17 protein-coding genes are annotated in these 20772 nt (G+C 36.8%); 14 read left to right on the top strand and 3 right to left on the bottom strand.

The window, feature by feature from the left end; all coding sequences use genetic code 11:
* Positions 1–158: 158 nt before the first annotated feature.
* Entirely contained in the window at positions 159–2255 is a 2097-nt protein-coding gene (locus DZ858_RS01505; RefSeq protein ID WP_117157808.1) for a peptidylprolyl isomerase, read from the top strand.
* 53 nt (positions 2256–2308) lie between these two features.
* Here the strand turns inward: DZ858_RS01505 and DZ858_RS01500 are convergent, their stop codons facing one another.
* Together DZ858_RS01500 and DZ858_RS01495 are read right to left on the bottom strand one after the other, a co-directional pair.
* Entirely contained in the window at positions 2309–3214 is a 906-nt protein-coding gene (locus tag DZ858_RS01500; RefSeq protein WP_117157807.1) for a GYDIA family GHMP kinase, read from the bottom strand.
* Positions 3215–3216: 2 nt separating this feature from the next.
* Entirely contained in the window at positions 3217–4530 is a 1314-nt protein-coding gene (locus tag DZ858_RS01495) for a hydroxymethylglutaryl-CoA reductase, degradative (RefSeq protein ID WP_117157806.1), read from the bottom strand.
* A gap of 143 nt (positions 4531–4673) precedes the next feature.
* Here DZ858_RS01495 and DZ858_RS01490 point away from each other — a divergent pair, with 143 nt between their 5' ends.
* From DZ858_RS01490 to DZ858_RS01475, 4 genes are all read left to right on the top strand, one after another.
* Complete coding sequence (locus DZ858_RS01490; RefSeq protein WP_117157805.1) at positions 4674–6845, top strand: S9 family peptidase; 2172 nt, start codon at positions 4674–4676, stop codon at positions 6843–6845.
* 30 nt (positions 6846–6875) lie between these two features.
* Positions 6876–8270, top strand: a complete 1395-nt coding sequence (locus DZ858_RS01485; RefSeq protein ID WP_117157804.1) for a peptide MFS transporter — start codon at positions 6876–6878, stop codon at positions 8268–8270.
* A gap of 21 nt (positions 8271–8291) precedes the next feature.
* Complete coding sequence (locus tag DZ858_RS01480) at positions 8292–10379, top strand: peptide MFS transporter (protein ID WP_117157803.1); 2088 nt, start codon at positions 8292–8294, stop codon at positions 10377–10379.
* An 82-nt stretch (positions 10380–10461) separates the two neighbouring features.
* On the top strand, positions 10462–10998 hold the full coding sequence (locus DZ858_RS01475) for a thioredoxin family protein (protein WP_117157802.1): 537 nt from the start codon (positions 10462–10464) through the stop codon (positions 10996–10998).
* 27 nt (positions 10999–11025) lie between these two features.
* On the opposite strand, the gene DZ858_RS01470 is transcribed toward DZ858_RS01475, so the two are convergent.
* Positions 11026–13062: a ComEC/Rec2 family competence protein gene (locus tag DZ858_RS01470; RefSeq protein WP_117157801.1), complete on the bottom strand. Its 2037-nt coding sequence runs from the start codon at positions 13060–13062 to the stop codon at positions 11026–11028.
* Between the two features lie 190 nt (positions 13063–13252).
* Between DZ858_RS01470 and paaE the strand changes: the two genes are divergently transcribed.
* From paaE to pcaF, 9 genes are all read left to right on the top strand, one after another.
* Complete coding sequence (gene paaE, locus DZ858_RS01465; protein ID WP_117157800.1) at positions 13253–14326, top strand: 1,2-phenylacetyl-CoA epoxidase subunit PaaE; 1074 nt, start codon at positions 13253–13255, stop codon at positions 14324–14326.
* Positions 14327–14383: 57 nt separating this feature from the next.
* Positions 14384–15340, top strand: a complete 957-nt coding sequence (gene paaA, locus DZ858_RS01460; RefSeq protein WP_117157799.1) for a 1,2-phenylacetyl-CoA epoxidase subunit PaaA — start codon at positions 14384–14386, stop codon at positions 15338–15340.
* 1 nt (position 15341) lies between these two features.
* A complete protein-coding gene (gene paaB, locus DZ858_RS01455) occupies positions 15342–15635 on the top strand; it encodes a 1,2-phenylacetyl-CoA epoxidase subunit PaaB (RefSeq protein WP_117157798.1) in 294 nt (97 codons plus the stop codon).
* 106 nt (positions 15636–15741) lie between these two features.
* Positions 15742–16494 carry a 1,2-phenylacetyl-CoA epoxidase subunit PaaC gene (paaC, locus tag DZ858_RS01450; protein WP_117157797.1) on the top strand — a complete coding sequence of 251 codons (753 nt, stop codon included), beginning with the start codon at positions 15742–15744 and terminating at the stop codon, positions 16492–16494.
* A gap of 1 nt (position 16495) precedes the next feature.
* Entirely contained in the window at positions 16496–16999 is a 504-nt protein-coding gene (gene paaD, locus DZ858_RS01445) for a 1,2-phenylacetyl-CoA epoxidase subunit PaaD (protein WP_117157796.1), read from the top strand.
* 101 nt (positions 17000–17100) lie between these two features.
* Positions 17101–17880 (top strand): enoyl-CoA hydratase-related protein, encoded by a 780-nt coding sequence (locus DZ858_RS01440; RefSeq protein WP_193550703.1) that lies wholly within the window; start codon positions 17101–17103, stop codon positions 17878–17880.
* Positions 17881–17964: 84 nt separating this feature from the next.
* Positions 17965–19125: a 3-hydroxyacyl-CoA dehydrogenase NAD-binding domain-containing protein gene (locus DZ858_RS01435; RefSeq protein ID WP_117157794.1), complete on the top strand. Its 1161-nt coding sequence runs from the start codon at positions 17965–17967 to the stop codon at positions 19123–19125.
* A gap of 3 nt (positions 19126–19128) precedes the next feature.
* Positions 19129–19533 carry a PaaI family thioesterase gene (locus DZ858_RS01430; RefSeq protein WP_117159483.1) on the top strand — a complete coding sequence of 135 codons (405 nt, stop codon included), beginning with the start codon at positions 19129–19131 and terminating at the stop codon, positions 19531–19533.
* Entirely contained in the window at positions 19533–20747 is a 1215-nt protein-coding gene (pcaF, locus tag DZ858_RS01425; RefSeq protein WP_117157793.1) for a 3-oxoadipyl-CoA thiolase, read from the top strand. Before DZ858_RS01430 ends, pcaF begins: the two co-directional genes overlap by 1 nt.
* Positions 20748–20772 lie beyond the last annotated feature (25 nt).

Below are 20772 nucleotides of genomic sequence, written 5' to 3'. Positions count from 1 at the left end.
TTTTTATTAATGCATTGAAAATGGTATTTTCGCCCACTAAACAAAACTAAAACAAGCCCTTTAAAGCCTTGACTAATAGAAAAGGTAGAAAGGGGTGTACCACCAAAACCTTCTCGTTCGCCAAAACGAATGCGAAGTTAGATAAACTTGATTAACAGATGGCAATATTAAACAGTATTAGAAAAAGAGGGATCTTCCTTATTTTAATTATCGCATTGGCACTTTTCGCCTTTATTTTAAGTGACGTTCTTGCAAAAGGATCGGGTATTGGTAAAGACCAAGATACCGTGGCAATTGTCAATGGCAATGAAATTTCTCGCCAAGACTTTATGCAAAAAGTAGAGACTGCTCAGCGTAACTTAGGCCCAAATGCAACTTCGGCACAAGCTATGAACATGGTTTGGGAGCGTGAATTGCGAAATACCTTGCTTACCGAGCAATATGAAGAGTTAGGTCTTGTTGTAGAGAAAGAACAATTGAATAATGCGATGCGCACTTCTTTGGCTAATAATCCTACATTCCAAAATGAATTAGGTGAATACGATGAAGGCCTAGTACAGCAATACGTTGCAAGTATAAAGGGTAATCCGCAATTGTACGGTCAATGGCAAGATTACACTGAAAACATTAAGGAGGCTGCGCTTCAGAATATGTATGTAAATCTAGTTAAAGGAGGTTTAACATCCACATTAGCTGAAGGAAAACAACAGTATCATTTTGAAAACGATAAGATTAACATCCAGTATGTTCAGGTTCCTTATACCAAAATTGCCGATGAAGATGTTTCTGTTTCCGAAGAAGAAATTAAACAATACATTAAGGAACATAAAAGCGAATACGAAGTAGATAAGCAAATAGATATTCAATATGTGTCTATTTCCGAAGTAGCTTCAGATAAAGATATAGAAGAAGCCAATGCAAGTGTAGCGGCTTTGTTAGATGATCGTGAGGAATACGAAAACACGGTTGTTGGTTTCAGAAACACAGATGATAATGAAGCATTTGTAAATGAAAATTCAGATCAAGAATATGCAGACCGTTGGTATTTCAAAAAAGATTTACCAGAACCATTGGTAGATACTATCCCTTCTATGAATACAGGAGATATTTACGGACCATATAAGGTGGGCAATACCTTAAATTTAAGTAAAGTTATTGCTGTTGAGCAATTGCCTGACTCTGTAAAATCTAAACACATTTTAGTTCGTTACACTGGTTTGCAAACTGCACCACAAGATGTAACCCGAACCAAAGAAGCAGCTAAAAAATTAGCTGATAGTCTTTCAACGGTAATCAATAAAGATAAAAGCAAATTTGAAGCCTTAGCAGCAGAATTTTCTGAGGATAATTCAAATAAAGATAAAGGTGGTGATTTAGGATATGTAGGGCCTGGTAGAATGGTGCCTGCTTTTAACGATTTTATCTTTGATAATAAAGAAGGTACTGTAGGTGTTGTTGAAACTAATTTCGGTTTTCACGTTGCACAGGTAGAAGAACAAAAAAATAAACAACGTGCTGTTAAAATTGCTACGGTAATTAAAAGCATAGAACCTTCAGAATCTACTATTAACAATATTTTCTCTAAAGCCACTAACTTTGAAGTAGCGGCAAAAGACGGTGATTTTTCTGAAGTTGCGAAAGAACAAGATTTAACTGTACGACCTGTAAATAAAATAGGTGAATTGGATGCTAACATTCCAGGAATTGGTAACAACCGTACCATTATTACTTGGGGGTTTGAAGAAGAAACCGAAGTTGGCGATGTAAAACGTTTTAACATTCCTGGCGGTTATGTAATTGCGCAGGTAACTCGAAAAAGTCCAAAAGGCTTGATGAGTGTTTCAGAAGCTTCAGCAAAGGTTACTCCTATTTTACGAAATAAAAAGAAAGCAGAGAAAATACGAGCTTCTATTTCTGGCTCAACTGTTCAAGACGTCGCCAATAGTCAAAACGTACAAGTACAAACAGCAACGGCTGTAACAATGGCAAACCCAACAATTCCGGGTGCAGGAAGCGAACCTAAGATAGTTGGTGCAGCATTTGGTGAAAAAGCAGGAGAGACTACCGGATTAATTGATGGTAAGACCGGTGTATTTAAGGTGCGCGTATTAGCTGTAAACAAAGCGCCAGACCTTGATAATTATGCTAGTTACGTAAACCAATTAAATGCTGGAAATGGAGCTGTTAACAACCAGGTTTATCAAGCGTTGAAGAAGAAAGCAGAGATTGAAGATAATAGAGCTAACTTTTATTAATCGAAAGTAGTTTTTCAAAATAGTAAAACCTTCCCATTTTTGGGGAGGTTTTTTTATAATAACATATCAGTAAAAGGAATAATAGTAGGGTACCCTTTTCTGCGAAAATACTCCTGATTTACTTCATTGCCCGTTGCGAGCACAAAATCACCACCCCAAGCACCGAGGCTTTTTATAGTTCCTTTAAAGTCTGGGAATATCCTTTCTTTAATGGGTTTGATTTTTATAATTTCTGAAATTGTTTTTTCGTGACTTTGCATCACGTTTTCAAAATCTCGAAGTGTATAGCAGAGCAGAAGTTTTTTCCCTAGATCTGAAATTTTTTCAATGTCGTTATGAGAAACCTTCGCATTTCTGTAGTGCACGATTCCCTCCTTGCTGTCCTGTTTTTGATTGAGATGTACAAAAAATAGATGATCTTTAAAATCCCAAGCTAAATGCGCTTTCTTAGCAGAAGGCTGTCCTTCATTTAATTGATAGAAAAAAGGTCTTTGTTGTTGTGCAGCTGCAATATCGTATCCACTGCCGCCAAAACTATTTTGCAGTAGTGTAAAGGCGTCTACTTGCGCCCATTGGGCAATATTATTAATAAGGGTAGAAGAGGACCCTAAACCCCAATTTTGGGGGAAATCCAGTTCGGTTGTAACGTGTACTCCTTCGGTATTATTTAAAAAGTTAGGATTTAAGTGTTTTGCTTCTCTTAAAATTTTTTGAAGGGTGTTTGCTATTGCCGGTTTGTCGGTTCCTTCTACTTCAAGAGTGTCGCCAGTGAAGGCTGCACTAAACCAACATTGGCTTTTAAAGTCAAAACTATTCCATAACAATTCGCCTTTTGTGGTAGGTTCTATTGTTAGTCGCTGTCCGTATTTAGTGGGGATGGCTAGGGCAGTCGCTCCATCTAGCACCACATATTCTCCGGTGAGTAATAATTTTCCGTTACTGTAAAAAGTGTTGTTCAAAATTAAGATCGTAATTGTTTTATATACGCTATTACTGCACTGTGAGAAACTGTATTGTCGTTAAAATGAGCAACAGCTTTTTTCTTTTCTATTTCTGAAGCATCTACTTGATTTAAAATATTCATCAAGTGCATTTTCATATGCCCTTTTTGAATACCAGTAGTCACCAATGAGCGGATGGCGGCAAAATTTTGCGCCAAACCGGCTACTGCTACTAGTTCCATAAGTTCTTTGGCGCTAGGTTTTTGTAATAACTCAAACGCAAATTTTGTAAGTGGATGCAAGGTTGTAAGCCCGCCAACAGTTCCTAACGCTAAAGGTATTTTAATAGAAAACGTAAAAATACCATTTTCAATTTTAGCATCTGTTAAACTTGTGTATTTGCCGTCTTTCGATGCGTAGGCATGAACACCTGCTTCAACTGCTCTAAAGTCGTTGCCAGTTGCTAAAATTAAAGCATCAATGCCGTTCATAATACCTTTGTTGTGTGTAACTGCACGGCGGGGTTCGGTTTGGGCAATCTGTATGGCACGGACAAATTTTTGAGCAAAATTTTCACCACTAATATCGTTTTGTGCCAATTCTGCTAGCTTACAGCTCACTTCAGCTCTAACTAAGCATTCTGGCACGTAATTCGATAAAATACTCATTACAACTTCAGGAAAGATGTTGGTGGTTGTAAATGGTTTATACGAATCTGCTTCAGCTTCAAATGTTTTTGCAACTTGTTCTAAGCAACTATTAATAAAATTGGCGCCCATGGCATCCAACGTTTCAAAAGTACAGTGTAATTGAAAATAGCCATTTAAAGTTTCATTTTTCGAAACAAGTTCAATATCTAACAAGCCACCACCACGTTTTTTCATGTTTTTCTGAATGGTAGAAACACTTTCAATTAATTTTGGCTTTACTTCAGCAAAAAACGAAACGATATTCTGCTCATTTCCGAAGTAATCTAAATGCACTTGTCCGTTTTTCTGTGTAGAAAGTACTTGGGCTTTAAACCCGCCACGATCTAACCAAAATTTTGCTGCATTGCTGGCTGCCGCCACTACGGAGCTTTCTTCAATTACCATGGGCAGGGCATAGAGGTTGCCGTTAATTAAAAAGTTAGGGGCAACGCCAAAAGGCAAATAGTAATTACTTAACGTATTTTCAATAAAATCATCGTGTAGCTTTTGAAGTTTTTGGTCTTCGTTCCAGTATTGTTGAAGCGTTTGCAATGCTTCAGGATTGTTGCTAAGATAGGTTTTTGTTAACCAATCTATTTTTTCTGTTTTCGTCTTTTTTGAAAATCCGGTAACGGGCTTCGCCATATTTGTGAAATTGAACTACAAATATACTATTTATAGCCTTGTTGAAAAGAGCAAAGTTGCCAACAATAGACCGTATTTAACACAAAAAAGCACCTTAATTTCACGAAAATTTAGTAACATTGGCGTAATAAAATTTTAACAGTTTGAAAAAAACAGCATACACCTCATTATTACTGCTTTTTCTTGCAGCAGTTTCAACACTTACAGCACAACAAAAAAATATAACTTTAGAAGCTATTTGGGACGGCGAATTCAGAGCCGAACGTCTTGATGTTTTACGTTCTTTAGATAACGGGAAAGAATATTCCGTTTTAAATCGAAGCAAAAATGGTTCAACCATCGATGTATATGATTATAAAAGTGGAAAAAAGGTCCGAACCATACTAAATTCAAGTAATTTACCAGAAGTAGAGCAAATTATTTCATACGAATTTAGTAACGATGAAAGTAAATTATTATTAGCTACAAAACTGAAGCAAATTTACCGGCGATCTTCATTAGGGACATATTATGTGTATGATTTAGACTCTAAAAAATTGGATATAGTTTCAGAAGATCAAATTCAAGAACCAAATTTTACAAAAGACGGCAGTAAAGTTGCTTACGGAAAAGACAATAACTTGTTCATCAAAAATCTGAAAACAGGTGAAATACTTCAAATTACTTCCGACGGAAAAAAGAATAACATTATCAACGGAATCACTGATTGGGTGTACGAAGAAGAATTTGCTTTTGTTCGCGCTTTTGATTGGAATAAAACAGGAGATAAATTAGCTTACATTAAATTTGACGAAACTGAGATTCCTACTTTTTCTATGGATATTTATGGGCAAGAATTGTACCCTACACAAGATGTGTTTAAATACCCAAAAGCAGGAGAGCCAAACTCAAAGGTTTCGTTGCATATTTATAATTTAAACACAGGTGCAACCGAAACAATTGACCTGAAAAACTACAACAGCTATTACATACCACGTATTAAATGGACAGAAGAGGAAAATGTGCTTAGTGCCCAATTAGCCAATCGCCATCAAAGTACGGTTGATTTAATCTTTGTTAATGCTTTAGATAATAGTACGAAGCTGATACACCAAGAAAAAGATGATGCGTATGTTGACATTACCGATAACCTTACATTTTTAAACGACAACAGTTTTATCTGGACTAGTGAAAAAAGTGGATGGAATCATATTTATCAATATGATAAAACAGGAAAGTTAATTAACCAAATTACAAATGGTGATTGGGAAGTGACAAACTACTATGGTTTTGATCAAAATACAGGTCGAATTTATTACCAAAGTACCGAAAATGGAAGCATAAACCGCGATGTGTATTCTGTATTACGTTCAGGGAAAAACAAAGTTCGTTTAAGCGATAAAACTGGAACCAATAGCGCTGCATTCAGTGCAGATTACACGTATTTTATAAATACATTTCACGATACTGAAACGCCTTACTTGTTTACATTAAATAGAGCTAAAAATGGTAAGCTAATACGAGTAATACAAGATAATAAGGCGCTGAAAAGCAAGGTGGATGGTTATGTTATTTCTGAAAAAGAATTTTCAACTATTTCAGTAAATGGGAACGATTTAAATATGTACACCATTAAGCCAAACGATTTTGATCCTAACAAACAATATCCCTTGTTTATGTATCAATATTCAGGCCCTGGGTCTCAAAATGTTTCAAACTCTTGGAACAGCTCAAACGATTATTGGCATCAAATGTTAGCGCAAGAAGGCTATGTTGTTGTTTGCATAGATGGTCGTGGTACAGGACTAAAGGGGCGTGAATTTAAAAAAATAACCCAAAAAGAATTAGGGAAGTACGAAGTAGAAGATCAAATTGCAGCTGCAAAAAAATTGAGTAAACAACCCTATATAGATGCCTCTAGAACTGGAATTTGGGGATGGAGCTATGGTGGCTTTATGAGCTCCAACTGCTTATTTCAAGGCGCCGATACTTTCGAAATGGCCATTGCAGTAGCACCCGTAACTAGCTGGCGCTTTTATGATACTATTTATACCGAACGCTATATGACAACTCCACAGGAAAATGCATCTGGGTATGATGAAAATTCACCTATCTCACACGTAGACAAATTAGAAGGTGATTATTTATTAGTACACGGAAGTGCTGATGATAATGTAAATGTTCAAAACACAATGCGTTTAGTGGAAGCCTTAGTGCAAGCAAACAAACAGTTTGACTGGGCTATCTACCCCGATAAAAACCACGGTATTTATGGTGGTAATACTCGCTTGCACTTATATACTAAAATGACCAATTTCATTAAAGAAAACTTATAAAAAGAATAATTAAACTAATCCTTTAAGATTATGGCAGATACAATGCAATATAAAAAACAGAAAGAACTATTTGGCCATCCAGTAGGGCTATACATTCTATTTTTCACCGAAATGTGGGAGCGTTTTTCTTACTATGGAATGCGTGCAATACTAGTACTTTATTTAGTAGCTGAGACCGTTGATGATAATGCAGGGTTAGGATGGACTAACAATGAAGCTTTACAGCTTTATGGTTGGTACACGATGCTGGTGTATGTTGCTTCCATCCCTGGAGGTTGGATAGCCGATAAGTTTTTAGGGCAGAAAAAATCTGTTTTATATGGTGGAATTCTATTAGTAGCTGGTCACAGTATTTTGGCCGTTGAAGAAATGTGGGCTTTTTACACAGGTCTTGGTCTTATTGTAGCTGGTGTAGGAATGCTGAAGCCTAATATTTCAACCATGGTAGGTGGTTTATATAAAAAAGGAGATATAAGAAGAGATAAAGGATTTACCATTTTTTATATAGGTATTAATGTAGGAGCTTTTCTTTCCAGTTTAATAGTTGGTTATGTAGGTGAAGTATATGGCTGGCATTATGGATTTGGATTAGCAGGTATAGGTATGGCTTTAGGTTTGTTACAATATGTGCTAGGTCAAAAGCATTTAAAGTATGTTGGTAATAATACCAATACATCAGAAAATGAAGAAGAAAAAGCAGCAATGAAACGTCCATTAAATAAAAAGGAAAAAGATCGCGTTGTTGTATTGTTTATATCCTTTTTAATGGTAATCGTTTTCTGGGGTGCTTTTGAGCAAGCTGGAGGATTAATGAATATCTATGCTTCCGAAAAAACAAATAGGATGCTAATGGGCTGGGAAGTTCCCGCCTCTTGGTTTCAATCCCTTAACGCTATGTTTATTATTATTTTTGGTACGATAGTGGCTGCCTATTGGGCAAAGCGAAAATTAAAAGGAAAAGTTTCAACATCTCTTTTTAAGATGTGTATCGGACTTATAATTATGGGTGCTGGGTTCTTTTTTATGACGGGAGCAACAGCTGAATTTAATAACTCAGGATCATCTGCAATGTACTGGTTAGTAGCAGCATATCTGTTCCATACTATTGGAGAATTATGTCTTTCACCTGTAGCGCTTTCTTATATCACTAAATTAGCACCGCTTAAATATGCTTCGTTAATGATGGGTGTTTATTTCGCAATGACAGGTCTTGGTAATAAAGTAGCTGGATTGTTAGGTGAGTCTGCATCAGACCTTGGTGAATACACTGTGTTTACAGGTATAGCTGTTTTCTGTGTCGCTTTTGGTTTATTAGTAATGGTTTTCAGAAAGAAACTAGAGAAACTTACACACGGTGCCGAAGACAACGAACGTGAAATGTTAGAGCAGGAAAATTACGAACTGGCAGACGAAAAAATCAACTAACTCCTTTTTTACACGAAGTATATGAATACAGATATTGAAAACCTGTTTAAAGATAAAGTAATGGGGCATCCTGCGGGATTGTTTGTTCTCTTCTTTACCGAAATGTGGGAACGTTTTTCATTCTATGGAATGCGCGTTCTATTAGTTAACTTTTTAACCATGGCTGCTATTGGTTATAATCCCGGGTGGGAATGGACCGCAGCAAATGCTGGAGCACTTTTCGGAACCTATGCAGGTTTGTTATATCTAACCCCTATTTTAGGAGGAATTATAGCCGATAAACTAACCGGATACCGTTCGGCAGTTGTAATTGGAGCTTTAATTATGACACTAGGCCATGCCAGTATGGCGTTAGAAACCGAAGCTTCCTTATATGTTGGTTTGGCGTTATTGGTTATTGGTACTGGGTTCTTTAAGCCCAACATTACCTCTATTATTTCTGAAATGTATAAGAAAAACCCTGAAAAGAAAGATGGGGCTTATACCATTTTCTATATGGGGGTAAACGCAGGTGCATTCTTCGGAATGATGCTTTGTGGTTACTTGGCTGAGCGTGTAGGATGGTCTTGGGGCTTTGGTTTGGCTGGAATTTTTATGTTATTGGGTACTTTACAATTTTGGTTTTCTAAAAACTTGTTTGGTAAAATAGGTGCAAAACCTACAAAAGAACACGAAGTTGAATTGCCACAAAACATAAATGAAAAAAGTGCAAAAAATGACACTAAAGAAGCTGAAGAGAAAGAAAATCCGTTCACTATTCTTGATAAGGTATTAATTGTAATAACCTCTTTAATTGGGTTAGGATATTTAATTAACGATCCGCTTTCAAAAATTGGAAATGTAAACCTCTTCCCATATGAAGCTTTTGGTCTATCAGGACAAATAGTTACAGTGTTAATTGGTCTCCTGCTATTTTTGGTATTGGTCATCAGACGTATTTCACGATATACTAAAATAGTGCGCGACCGGATGATCGCCTTTGTAATATTTGCTTTCTTTACCGTATTTTTCTGGCTTTCTTTTGAGCAAGGAGCCTCTTCATTAATTTTATTTGCAAGAGATAATGTAGATAGAGTGTTAAGTGGTAACGCTGCAGTAATCTATAACATAGTCAATATTTTATTAACTGTAGTGCCTTTAGCAATAATTACTTACGTGTTGTTTTTATTATGGAAAAAAACATACAAAACCATTCCAGGGTCTAACATTGTATTAGCTATATGCTTTTTAGGTATGTGGGGTCTTGTTGGGTGGATGTTAAATAGAGATCTTACTACTACTGCTTACGATGTGTCTTATAAAGCTATTGAGGTGCAAAATACCGATGATGAAGGTAATGAGACTTTTGACTATATTCCCATTACCGAAAACACTAATATAGAAACAGGAGTAACTGTAGTAGATCGTGTTACATCCATTTCTGAACCTAAAGATTTTCAAGTAGGTTCTACTATAAATATCATTACCAAAAACAATGAAGGGACAATTTTTGGGTATTTAAATGAAGAGAAAGTTGCTTTTGCTAAAGAAAACGCCATTGCTCAAGATAGAGATAGTGGTATAGTAGAAGCTACGGTAACCGAAATAAAAGACAACCAAGTAGAGATAACCGTGTCTTGGTTTAGTATTTTAAATTCATTTTTTATTATTGCCTTTGCATCCTTTTTCTCAAAATGGTGGGATAGTAAATACAATCCATCAGCAGCTGTAAAATATGCTTTAGGGCTTATTATTATGGCAATTGGATTCGGGTTGTTGGCATATGGATCATATGGAATTACCGCAGGCGTGAAAGTAAGTATGATCTGGTTAATCTTTGCCTACTTATTCCACACCCTTGGAGAGCTATGTTTATCACCTGTAGGGTTATCTTATGTGTCTAAACTAGTTCCGGCAAGAATGATTGCACTCATGTTTGGTATGTGGTACTTGGCTATTGCTATTGGTAATAAATTAGCGGCCGTAGTAGGTGGTCAAATTGAAAATATAACAGAGGAGTATTCGCTATCAACGTTTTTCTTGATATTTACAGTGGTACCGACTGTTGCGGGCTTATTAATTTTAGCACTTAATCCAGTTTTAAAACGATTAATGCATGGAGTTAGATAAGTAACACAACAAATTATAATAAAAAACGTTCCCTTTGTGTGGAACGTTTTTTGTTGACATAAAAACAGATAATAAATCCAATATGAAAAACAACTTACTCCTCCTTTTTTTACTAATATTTACAACATCGGTTACAGCCCAAAAAATAAACTGGATGACGATGAACGAAGCCTTGGCGGCTCAAGAGACAACACCCAAAAAAATTATTGTTGATGTCTATACACATTGGTGCGGTCCTTGTAAATTAATGGATAAGAAAACATTTACTGATAAAGATGTGATAGATTATATAAATGACAATTATTATGCGGTGAAATTTAATGCTGAAGGCACAGAAGAAGTAACCTATCAGGATTTTACTTATACCAATCCTAATTACCAAGAAGGAAGAAAGGGCCGCAATTCGCAACATCTATTTGCACATGCGTTAAAAGTAACTGGATATCCAAGTTTGGTTTTTTTTGAAAATGATGGGAAACTAATACAAGCAATTCCAGGATATAAAACACCCGAACAATTGGAGATATATCTTAAAATGATAGCAAACGACGATTATAAAAAACTAACAACTGCCGAAGCTTGGCAGGAATACCAAAAAAACTTTGAAGGCACTTTTTAAGAGTAGGGTTTTTAGTTAAGTGTTTCACTACTCTAGAATGAAGGCTCCCTTGGTACCGGTATGGTAAAAGGGGAGCTTTTTCTGTTTGCAGGTAGTGCGCCAACGTGTTACATATGTTTTATAATTGTTTCCATCAGCAATAATTTGTTTGGGCTGCAAGCTATCAATTAACCGTTCTAAGTTTACTCTTGGGCTTTGTATGAGTAGTATTATATCAATTTTCGCAGTTTTGGGATATACTGCTAAACTATCCAAAACCAATATGTTTTGGTTGTTATATGAGAATACCTTCGGAAGTAGCTGTTCTGAATAACTTTCAATTTGTTTGGCAGTCCGATACCCTTTAATTGGGAATGCATTCTTTGCAGTCTCTGAAAGAGTATCAGGTTTTAAAAGCAATAAATTATCTCCATTTTTAACTCCTATTATTGTGTTTCTGCTTTTCTGAAATACGATTAGTTCGTTCCCTGAAGCTTCCCACCTATCCCAGATAAATATACCTATCAACAAACAAATACTCAATAAACAAACCATTAAGCGATGAAAGGAGTGCTGTTTCCAAAGTAAGATGGTTGCAACTATAAACAAATAAGAAACCAACACTTTTTCTTCTGAAAAATGAATATCCTGAAATAAAAAAGCGTCTTGCTTGGCAACCCAGCTTATAAATTTGTTTAGCGATAAAACTATGTGGTTATAAATTTCAGATAACCAGATAGGAAGCATGTTTATCGAAACTAATAAAACAATTAATAACCCAAACCCCAATAACACTCCTAAGAATGGAAGCACAACAATATTGGTCAATAAAAATAATCCGGGAAATTGATGAAAGTAGAATAGACTTAACGGTAAAACTCCTATTTGCGCAGCGATAGATACGGTAATAATCACCCAGACTTTACGTATAATTCTATTTTTAGGATACCAATACCTAAATAACTTAGGTTGAATCAACAATATAAAGAAGACCGCTAGGTAGCTTAATTGAAACCCAACATGAAACAACCATAATGGATTGATAATAAGTAAAAACAAATACGATATAAAAAGTGTATTAATACTATTTGTAGGGCGTTTTAACTGTTCGGCAAATAGAAACAGTGAAAACATGGTAGCAGCTCGTACCACCGAAGGTGACAACCCTGCCAACAATGCAAAGCCAAACAAAAAGCCAATAATCACGATGGATTTCAATTGTTTTCCATAGCGTAAGTTTCCCAAAGGGGAGAACAGCCATTTCAGAATAAAAAATAAAATCCCGACGTGTAATCCTGAAACAGCTAGAATATGAACTGCTCCCGCAGCAGCATAATCGGCGTACAACTCTTTGTCAATATCCCGTCGCTGCCCCAAAACCAAAGCCTGGATAATGGATCGTTCATTATCGGTAATATTGCTTTTGTTGAGTTTGGCAATTAAATGGTTTCGAAAGCTCTCTGCGCTTCCACGAATGGTTTTGCTACCTTTTTCAAAAACTAAAATAGCTTGAGATTCACTTCGGACTTGATAATACACCCCAAGTTTTTTCATATATGCTGAATAATCAAATTGATGTGGATTCAACGGTTTTGGGATGCTGATTACTTTTTCAGAAATTAATAGTACATCGTCAATAGTATATTCTGTTGAGGTAGAATCTTTTTGAATATTCAGTAATATTTTACCAGTTGTTTCTGTTTTATTGACAGATATACATTCTGCTAAATATTTATGGTTATAGCGATCCGGTTTTAAAACTTCTGTAATTTTTAAAGAAAGCAAAGATGTTTCAGAAGTACCTCCTTTTGAAAGAACGTGCGAATAATGCTCGTCTTGAAATTTAGGAAGTTGTAATTGATAACAAACAAAGCCAATTCCGAAGAAAACAAGATAGGTTAGAATTCCAAAAAAGATTGATTTTTGAAGTCGTTTTCTTTCAACAATCCAGATCACAAAAAGAATTAGGAAACCAAAGAATAAAAATGGCAGAAGAAAGGTGCTTGTGGGAATAAAAAAAGCCGAAAGAATTCCTAATGTTAGAAATACCGAAAACTTAACTATCGAAAAATTTATGAATTTCATCTCCGAATATATATGGACTATACATTTTGGGGAGATTAGCAGTAAGTAAGATACTACACTTAACTCAATTTAACAAATTGGCGTAATACTTTGATTTTTAAGGGGTGGATTAAATAAAGTCTTAACAGAAAATGGCTTGTAATTCTAACTAACAATCGTTAGTTTTGTGTAATAAATACGACAAACAACTGTGGCAAAATTTCACAAATTACAAGTAAAGGACGTTTATAAAGAAACAGACGATTGTTCTGTGATCACATTTGACGTGCCTGAAGACCTTTCGGAGGAGTTTAACTTCCGTCAAGGGCAACACCTAACCCTAAAAGCTGACATTGATGGCGAAGACACGCGCCGATCATATAGTCTATGCTCTAGTCCGGCGGACAAAGAATGGAAAGTGGCCGTAAAGCAAATTTTCGGGGGTAAATTTTCTACCTACGTAAACGAACAGTTAGCAGCTGGAGACACTTTAGAAGTTATGGAGCCTAGCGGAATGTTTGGAGTAGATGCTGAGCCGGAGAAAGAGAAAAACTATCTTTTTTTCGCAGCAGGAAGTGGAATCACTCCTGTGTTGTCCATGTTAAAAGCACATTTAGCATTAGAGCCTAAAGCTACTTGCAAGTTGTTTTATGTGAATAAAACCGCAAAATCCATTATCTTTAAGGAAGAGTTAGAACAGCTTCGTAACCAATATTTTGGAAGACTAGAAATCTATTATTTCCTTACAAAAGAAAGACGCGATATCGAGTTGCTAAATGGACGATTTGACGACGAAAAGATGAAAGTATTAACCGATACGTTTATCGATATTCCAGATACTAGCGAAGTGTTTTTATGTGGTCCGGAGCAAATGGTACAATACGTTAGTAATTACTTAGTGGAAGCTGGATTGCCAAAAAACTTAATTCATTTTGAATTATTTGTAACCGGTCTTTCAGAAGAAGATAAAAAACGCGCAGAACGACTCGCAAAACAAAATGTAGAAGGAGTAGAAGTAACCATTGTAGATGGTGGGAAGGAGTTCGAGTTTATCATGACTAAAGACTTTGACAACATTCTCGATGCGGCCTTAAACAATGGAGCCGATTTGCCATTTGCCTGTAAAGGCGGTGTTTGCAGTACCTGTAAATGCAAGATATTAGAAGGTGATGTAGAAATGAAAATAAATTATGCTTTGGAAGATCATGAGGTGGCGCAAGACTTTGTATTAAGTTGTCAAGCAGTGCCAACATCTTCAAAAGTAAAAGTAGATTTTGATGTTTAATTCTCGTGTAGACGGGAATCTCATCCACTTTAGGACGAGATTTTAAATAAACTGATTATGAGTGAACAAGAAGTAAAAAATTTAGAAGAAATATTTGAAGCACGTATTGCACGTGACGAGAAAATAGAGCCGAAAGATTGGATGCCGGAGAAATATAGAAAAACCCACATTCGCCAAATATCCCAGCACGCACATTCCGAAATTATCGGGATGCTACCTGAAGGGAATTGGATTACCAGAGCACCTTCTTTACGTAGAAAAGCGGCTTTATTAGCGAAAGTTCAAGATGAAGCAGGGCACGGATTGTATTTATATTCTGCCTGTGAAACCTTAGGGATTTCTCGCGAGGAAATGTACGAGCAATTGCATTCTGGGAAAGCAAAATATTCATCTATTTTCAATTATCCAACAGTAACGTGGGCCGATATGGGTGCTATTGGTTGGTTAGTAGATGGAGCAGCAATTATTAACCAAGTGCCCTTGTGTAATACATCTTTTGGTCCGTACGCACGTGCGATGGTCCGTGTTTGTAAGGAAGAAAGTTTTCACCAGCGTCAAGGATATGAAATTATGCTAACGCTTTGTAAGGGGACAGATGAACAAAAAGAAATGGCGCAAGATGCCTTAAACCGTTGGTGGTGGCCAAGTTTAATGATGTTGGGTCCTACCGATGCTGAATCTGTTCATACGGAGCAATCCATGAAATGGAAATTGAAGCGTAAATCGAATGACGAATTGCGTCAACAATTTATAGATCAAACTGTGCCCCAAGCTGATATTTTGGGGTTAACAATTCCAGATCCAGATATGAAGTTTAATGAAGAAACAGGTCATTATGATTTTGGTGAGATTGATTGGGATGAATTTTGGCAAGTAGTAAAAGGTCACGGCCCTTGTAATAAAGAACGTATGAAAGCGAGAGTAGATGCTTGGGAAAATGGCGAGTGGGTTCGAGATGCAGCAATGGCACACGCCGAAAAGAAAGCAAATAAAAACGTTGCAAAAGCAAGTTAATATGGGAAATACTAAAAAAAATTGGCCCCTTTGGGAAATATTCGTTCGAAGTAAAAATGGTTTAGAGCACCGTCACTTTGGAAGTTTACACGCAGCAGACGCCGAAATGGCACTTGAAAACGCACGCGATGTATACACAAGACGTAACGAAGGCGTAAGTATTTGGGTTGTAGAAAGTAAGAACGTTACGGCTTCTAACCCGCAAGATAATGGGGAGCTGTTTGAGCCAGCTCAAGATAAGGTGTACCGTCACCCTACTTTTTATGATTTACCTGATGACGTAAAGCATATGTAGTATTGAATTAAAAATTCAAAACCGAAAAATGTAAAAGTTTATAGAGAACAGAAATTAAAACTTTGACCTTTTACATTTAAAATTTGAACTTTTCAGCTTAAAAACTATGAATAAAGATTTATATAAATACATTCTCGGTATAGCCGATAACTCGCTTATCCTTGCACAGCGATTAGGAGAGTTGTGTGGTCACGGTCCTACTTTGGAAACCGATATCGCGCTAACAAACATCTCTTTAGATTTATTAGGGCAAACCCGAAGCTATTATCAGTATGCGGCAAAACTTGCTGGAGAAGATAAAACTGAAGACGATATTGCCTTTTTACGTATTGAAAGAGAGTACAAAAACGTCTTGTTAGTAGAGCAACCAAACACACATTTTGGGCACGTAATGGCACGTCAATTTTTATTCGATGTGTATCATTTAATGTTAATGGAGCAACTTCAAAACAGCAAAGATGAAACCTTGGTAGCTATTGCAAAAAAAGGAATTAAAGAAGTGAGTTACCATAAACGCTTTTCTTCAGACTGGGTAAAGCGTTTAGGCGATGGTACCGAGGAAAGTAAAGAAAAGGTGCAAGAAGCAATCAATGCGATGTGGCGTTTTACAGATGAATTGTTTGATGTAATGGAAGCTGACAAAGTGATGATAGAAGAAGGAATCGCAGTAGATGTTTCAGAAATGAAAGAAACGTATTATGAAAAGGTTTCAGAACTTTTAGAAGAAGCAACCCTTGAAGTTCCGGAACGGAAGTATTTCACTCGAGGAGGGAAAAGAGGCGTTCACACAGAACATATGGGGTATTTATTAGCCGATTTGCAATATATGCAACGAACCTATCCAAATATGACTTGGTAATATGACCGAAACACTTGAAGCAAATATCGACACACATTTAATTCCGGTTCTGAAAACTGTTTCAGACCCTGAAATTCCTGTGCTTACGGTCTTAGATTTAGGTGTTATTCGTGAAGCTACCGAACAAGATGGTGTAATAACCATTAAACTAACACCAACTTATTCTGGATGTCCCGCCATGGATGTGATTGGCGATGACCTCAAAGCTGCTTTTTCAGAAATAGGAAAAGAAGCCAAAATAGAATTAATCCTTTCCCCAGCGTGGACTACCGATTGGATTTCCGAAGAAGGGCTGAAAAAAATGGAAGAATACGGTATCGCTCGGCCCATGTCCGAATCTGCAGATAAGGATGTGTTGTTAGGTGAAAAAAAGTTAGTAAAATGCACCAATTGCGGTAGCACAAACACTCATTTGGTCAGTCAGTTTGGTTCTACGGCTTGCAAAGCATTATTTAAATGTGATGATTGCCAAGAGCCATTTGATTATTTCAAGTGTTTAAAATAAAAAAAACTGAAAAATCGAAAAATGTAAAACAATAAAGTTTAAAGTAAAGCAATCACTTTTTCATTTGAACTTTTACGGCTTTACATTTTAAATTAAAAATAATGAGCAGCATAACCACCAACATAGAAAATAAAGTAGCAACCATTACCCTAAACCGTCCCGAAAAGTTCAATAGCTTTAATCGTGAGATGGCTTTTTTATTACAAGACGAATTAGATGCTTGCGAAAAGAATACAGACGTTCGAGCTATTATTTTAGTCGGAAACGGGAAAGCATTCTGTGCCGGACAAGATTTAAAAGAAGTCACTTCGCCAGAACTGAATCCTGGTTTCAAAAAAATATTAGAAGAGCATTACAATCCAATAATTAAGAGAATCCGAAGCATTGAAAAGCCTATTATAGCTGCCGTAAATGGCGTTGCTGCGGGAGCGGGAGCAAATATTGCTCTGGCTTGTGATATCGTGGTAGCTTCAGAAGCGGCGAGTTTTATTCAAGCATTCAGTAAAATCGGTTTGATTCCTGATAGTGCCGGAACGTTCTTTTTACCACGATTAATCGGTTTTCAGAAAGCTTCCGCATTAATGATGTTGGGCGATAAAGTTTCAGCAACCGATGCTGAGAAATTAGGGATGGTGTACAAAGTAGTTTCTTCGGAAACATTTATGGAAGAAGTAAACAACATTGCAAATAACTTGGCGAATATGCCCACAAAAGCAATAGGGCTCACTAAGCGCTTGTTGAATGAATCCATGTCTAACGATTTAGAAAGTCAGCTAGAGTTGGAATCTAAACTACAAATTGAATCGGCACAAAGTGAAGATTATGCTGAAGGGGTTGATGCATTTGTAAACAAGCGGAAACCAAATTTTAAAGGAAAGTAAAAAAATACAAAATAATAAACCGAAAAATTTAAAATGTAAAAGTGAATAGAACTTGAATCTTTTTAAATTTTATAGTTAAAATATATGATTAAACACGTTGGAATAATAGGAAGTGGAACCATGGGAAGCGGCATTGCACAAGTAGCTGCAACAGTCGGTTGTCTGGTGAAACTTTACGATACAAATACCGAAGCATTAGATAAATCGAAAGCAGCTTTAGAAAAAATAATGGCTCGCTTGGTTGAAAAAGGAAGAATCGATGAAACTGAAAAAACGCGTATTCAAGATAACATTACGTATGTAGATTCTTTAAAAGATTTGAGCGATTCAGAATTAACCATTGAAGCCATTGTTGAAAATCTGGATGTTAAAAAGAAGGTTTTTCAAGAACTGGAAAGCTACGTTTCTAAAAAGACGATTATCGCTTCAAACACTTCTTCTTTATCGATTGCTTCTATTGCTTCAGCATTAAAAAAACCGAAGCGTTGTATTGGGATTCACTTTTTTAACCCCGCACCGTTGATGAAGTTGGTTGAGGTGATTCCTGCGATACAAACATCAGATAAAGTACTTCGGAAAACCACAATGAATATTCAAAACTGGGGCAAAACAGTTGCTGTAGCAAAAGACACACCTGGTTTTATTGTAAATAGAGTAGCACGTCCATTTTATGGCGAATCATTACGAATTTACGAAGAAGGCATTGCCGACTTTGCAACCATCGATTGGTCGTTAAAATCAATAGGCGGATTTAGAATGGGTCCTTTTGAATTGATGGATTTTATAGGAAACGATGTAAACTACACCGTAACCGAAACCGTTTTTAAAGCCTTTTATTACGATCCACGTTACAAACCATCCTTCACACAAAAACGTTTTTCTGAAGCCGGTTACCTCGGAAGAAAATCAGGAAAAGGATACTACGATTATTCTGAGAAAGCAACGAAGCCAGAGCCTAATCAAGATGTGGCTTTAGCGCAAAAGATTTTCGATCGTGTTTTAGTGATGTTGATTAACGAAGCTGCCGATGCATTATTTTGGAACATCGCTTCAGCAGAAGATATCGACAATGCCATGACAAAAGGCGTTAATTATCCAAAAGGATTACTGGCTTGGGCAGACGAAAAAGGAATCGATTGGTGTGTTGAAAAACTAGATGCGATGTATGACGAATATCACGAAGAACGCTACCGCTGTTCACCGTTGTTGAGAAGAATGAATAAAGAAAATAAAACGTTCTTTTAAATGATGGAAGCAATAAATATTCCAACTAAAATGCTCAGTCAGGATGCTTTTAGCTCTTGGCTCGGTATCGAAATAATAGAAGTAGAGCTTGGCCGCTGTAAAGTAGGTATGACCGTTAGAAAGGAAATGCTCAATAGTATGGGAAAAGCGCACGGCGGAATTAGCTATAGCTTAGCCGATACTGCTTTTGGTTTTGCTTCTAACACGCATGGAAAATACGCAGTTTCTATTGAAACATCGATAAACCACATAGAAGCCTTGAATGAAGGTGATTACCTTACCGCAGAATCGGTAATTGAGAAAGTAAATAATAAACTAGGGTTCAATGTTGTAGAAGTCAAACGAGGCGACGAATTGGTGGCATTGTTTAAAGGAGTAGTCTACAGAACCTCAAAAAATTGGGAATAATGAAAGAAGCATATATAATAGACGGCATTAGAACGCCAATAGGAAATTATAAAGGAACATTAAGTACGATCCGCACGGACGATTTGGCTGCTTTAGTGATTGCTGAAGTACTAAAAAGAAACCCAGATATCCCTAAAGAAGCATTTGACGATGTGATTATGGGTTGTGCCAACCAAGCTGGGGAAGACAACCGAAATGTGGCAAGAATGGCTCTTTTGTTAGCAGGGTTACCTTTTACAGTGCCGGGAGAAACCGTAAACAGATTATGTAGTAGTGGGTTATCTGCCATAATTCACGCAAATCGAGCGATTAAAGCTGGCGATGGTGATTTATTTATTTCAGGCGGTGTGGAGAATATGACGAGAGGTCCTTACGTAATTGCAAAACCTTCCAGCGCGTTTGGAACCGATGCTAAAATGTACGACAGTAGTTTTGGATGGCGATTCGTCAACAAGAAAATGCACGACATGTATGGCACTGACGGAATGGGAAATACGGCTGAGAATTTAGTTGAGAAACATAAAATCACAAGAGAGGACCAAGATACTTTTGCGTATAATAGTCAGATGAAAGCTTCCAAAGCACAAGAAAAAGGTCGTTTCGCTAAAGAAATTGTACCAGTGGAAATTCCACAGCGAAAAAAAGACCCGATTATTTTTAAAGATGATGAATTCATTAAACCGGGAACAACGAAAGAGATTTTGGCGAAGCTACGTCCGGCTTTCAAAAAAGAAGGAGGAAGTGTTACAGCCGGAAACAGTTCAGGATTAAACGATGGGGCTGCAGCTACAATTATTGCTTCAGAAGATGCTGTAAAGAAATATAACTTAAAACCTATTGCAAAGATCCTAAGTTCTGCAGTGGTTGGAGTAGAGCCTCGTATTATGGGAATTGGCCCAGTAGAAGCTTCAAACAAAGCATTGAAAAAAGCAGGCTTGACGATGGAAGATATGGATGTTATAGAGCTTAATGAAGCTTTTGCATCGCAAGCATTGGCGTGTATTCGCGAATGGGGATTAAAAGACGATGACCCACGTATTAACCCGAATGGAGGTTCCATTGCAATTGGTCACCCGTTAGGCGTAACCGGCGCCCGTTTAACGTATTCAGCAGCATTAGAGCTTCAGGAAACTGGGAAGAAATATGCTTTAGTAACGATGTGTGTCGGCGTTGGACAAGGATATGCAGCGGTGATCGAACGAACAGAAAATTAAAAATACTAAAGTCAAAATGTAAAAT

The sequence above is a fragment of the Marixanthomonas ophiurae genome (assembly GCF_003413745.1).
Classification (GTDB): domain Bacteria; phylum Bacteroidota; class Bacteroidia; order Flavobacteriales; family Flavobacteriaceae; genus Marixanthomonas; species Marixanthomonas ophiurae.
The sequence above is the reverse complement of the archived record's forward strand: the minus strand, read 5'-3'. Positions and strand labels throughout refer to the sequence as shown.

Bases quoted from the DNA above. Each gene is read 5' to 3' on its own strand.
- paaA (WP_117157799.1), top strand. From the start codon at position 14,384: ATGAGTGAACAAGAAGTAAAAAATTTAGAAGAAATATTTGAAGCACGT.
- DZ858_RS01440 (WP_193550703.1), top strand. From the start codon at position 17,101: ATGAGCAGCATAACCACCAACATAGAAAATAAAGTAGCAACCATTACC.
- paaB (WP_117157798.1), top strand. From the start codon at position 15,342: ATGGGAAATACTAAAAAAAATTGGCCCCTTTGGGAAATATTCGTTCGA.
- DZ858_RS01470 (WP_117157801.1), bottom strand. From the start codon at position 13,062: ATGAAATTCATAAATTTTTCGATAGTTAAGTTTTCGGTATTTCTAACA.
- DZ858_RS01475 (WP_117157802.1), top strand. From the start codon at position 10,462: ATGAAAAACAACTTACTCCTCCTTTTTTTACTAATATTTACAACATCG.
- paaD (WP_117157796.1), top strand. From the start codon at position 16,496: ATGACCGAAACACTTGAAGCAAATATCGACACACATTTAATTCCGGTT.
- paaC (WP_117157797.1), top strand. From the start codon at position 15,742: ATGAATAAAGATTTATATAAATACATTCTCGGTATAGCCGATAACTCG.
- DZ858_RS01505 (WP_117157808.1), top strand. From the start codon at position 159: ATGGCAATATTAAACAGTATTAGAAAAAGAGGGATCTTCCTTATTTTA.
- DZ858_RS01430 (WP_117159483.1), top strand. From the start codon at position 19,129: ATGGAAGCAATAAATATTCCAACTAAAATGCTCAGTCAGGATGCTTTT.
- pcaF (WP_117157793.1), top strand. From the start codon at position 19,533: ATGAAAGAAGCATATATAATAGACGGCATTAGAACGCCAATAGGAAAT.
- DZ858_RS01435 (WP_117157794.1), top strand. From the start codon at position 17,965: ATGATTAAACACGTTGGAATAATAGGAAGTGGAACCATGGGAAGCGGC.
- DZ858_RS01485 (WP_117157804.1), top strand. From the start codon at position 6,876: ATGGCAGATACAATGCAATATAAAAAACAGAAAGAACTATTTGGCCAT.
- DZ858_RS01495 (WP_117157806.1), bottom strand. From the start codon at position 4,530: ATGGCGAAGCCCGTTACCGGATTTTCAAAAAAGACGAAAACAGAAAAA.
- DZ858_RS01480 (WP_117157803.1), top strand. From the start codon at position 8,292: ATGAATACAGATATTGAAAACCTGTTTAAAGATAAAGTAATGGGGCAT.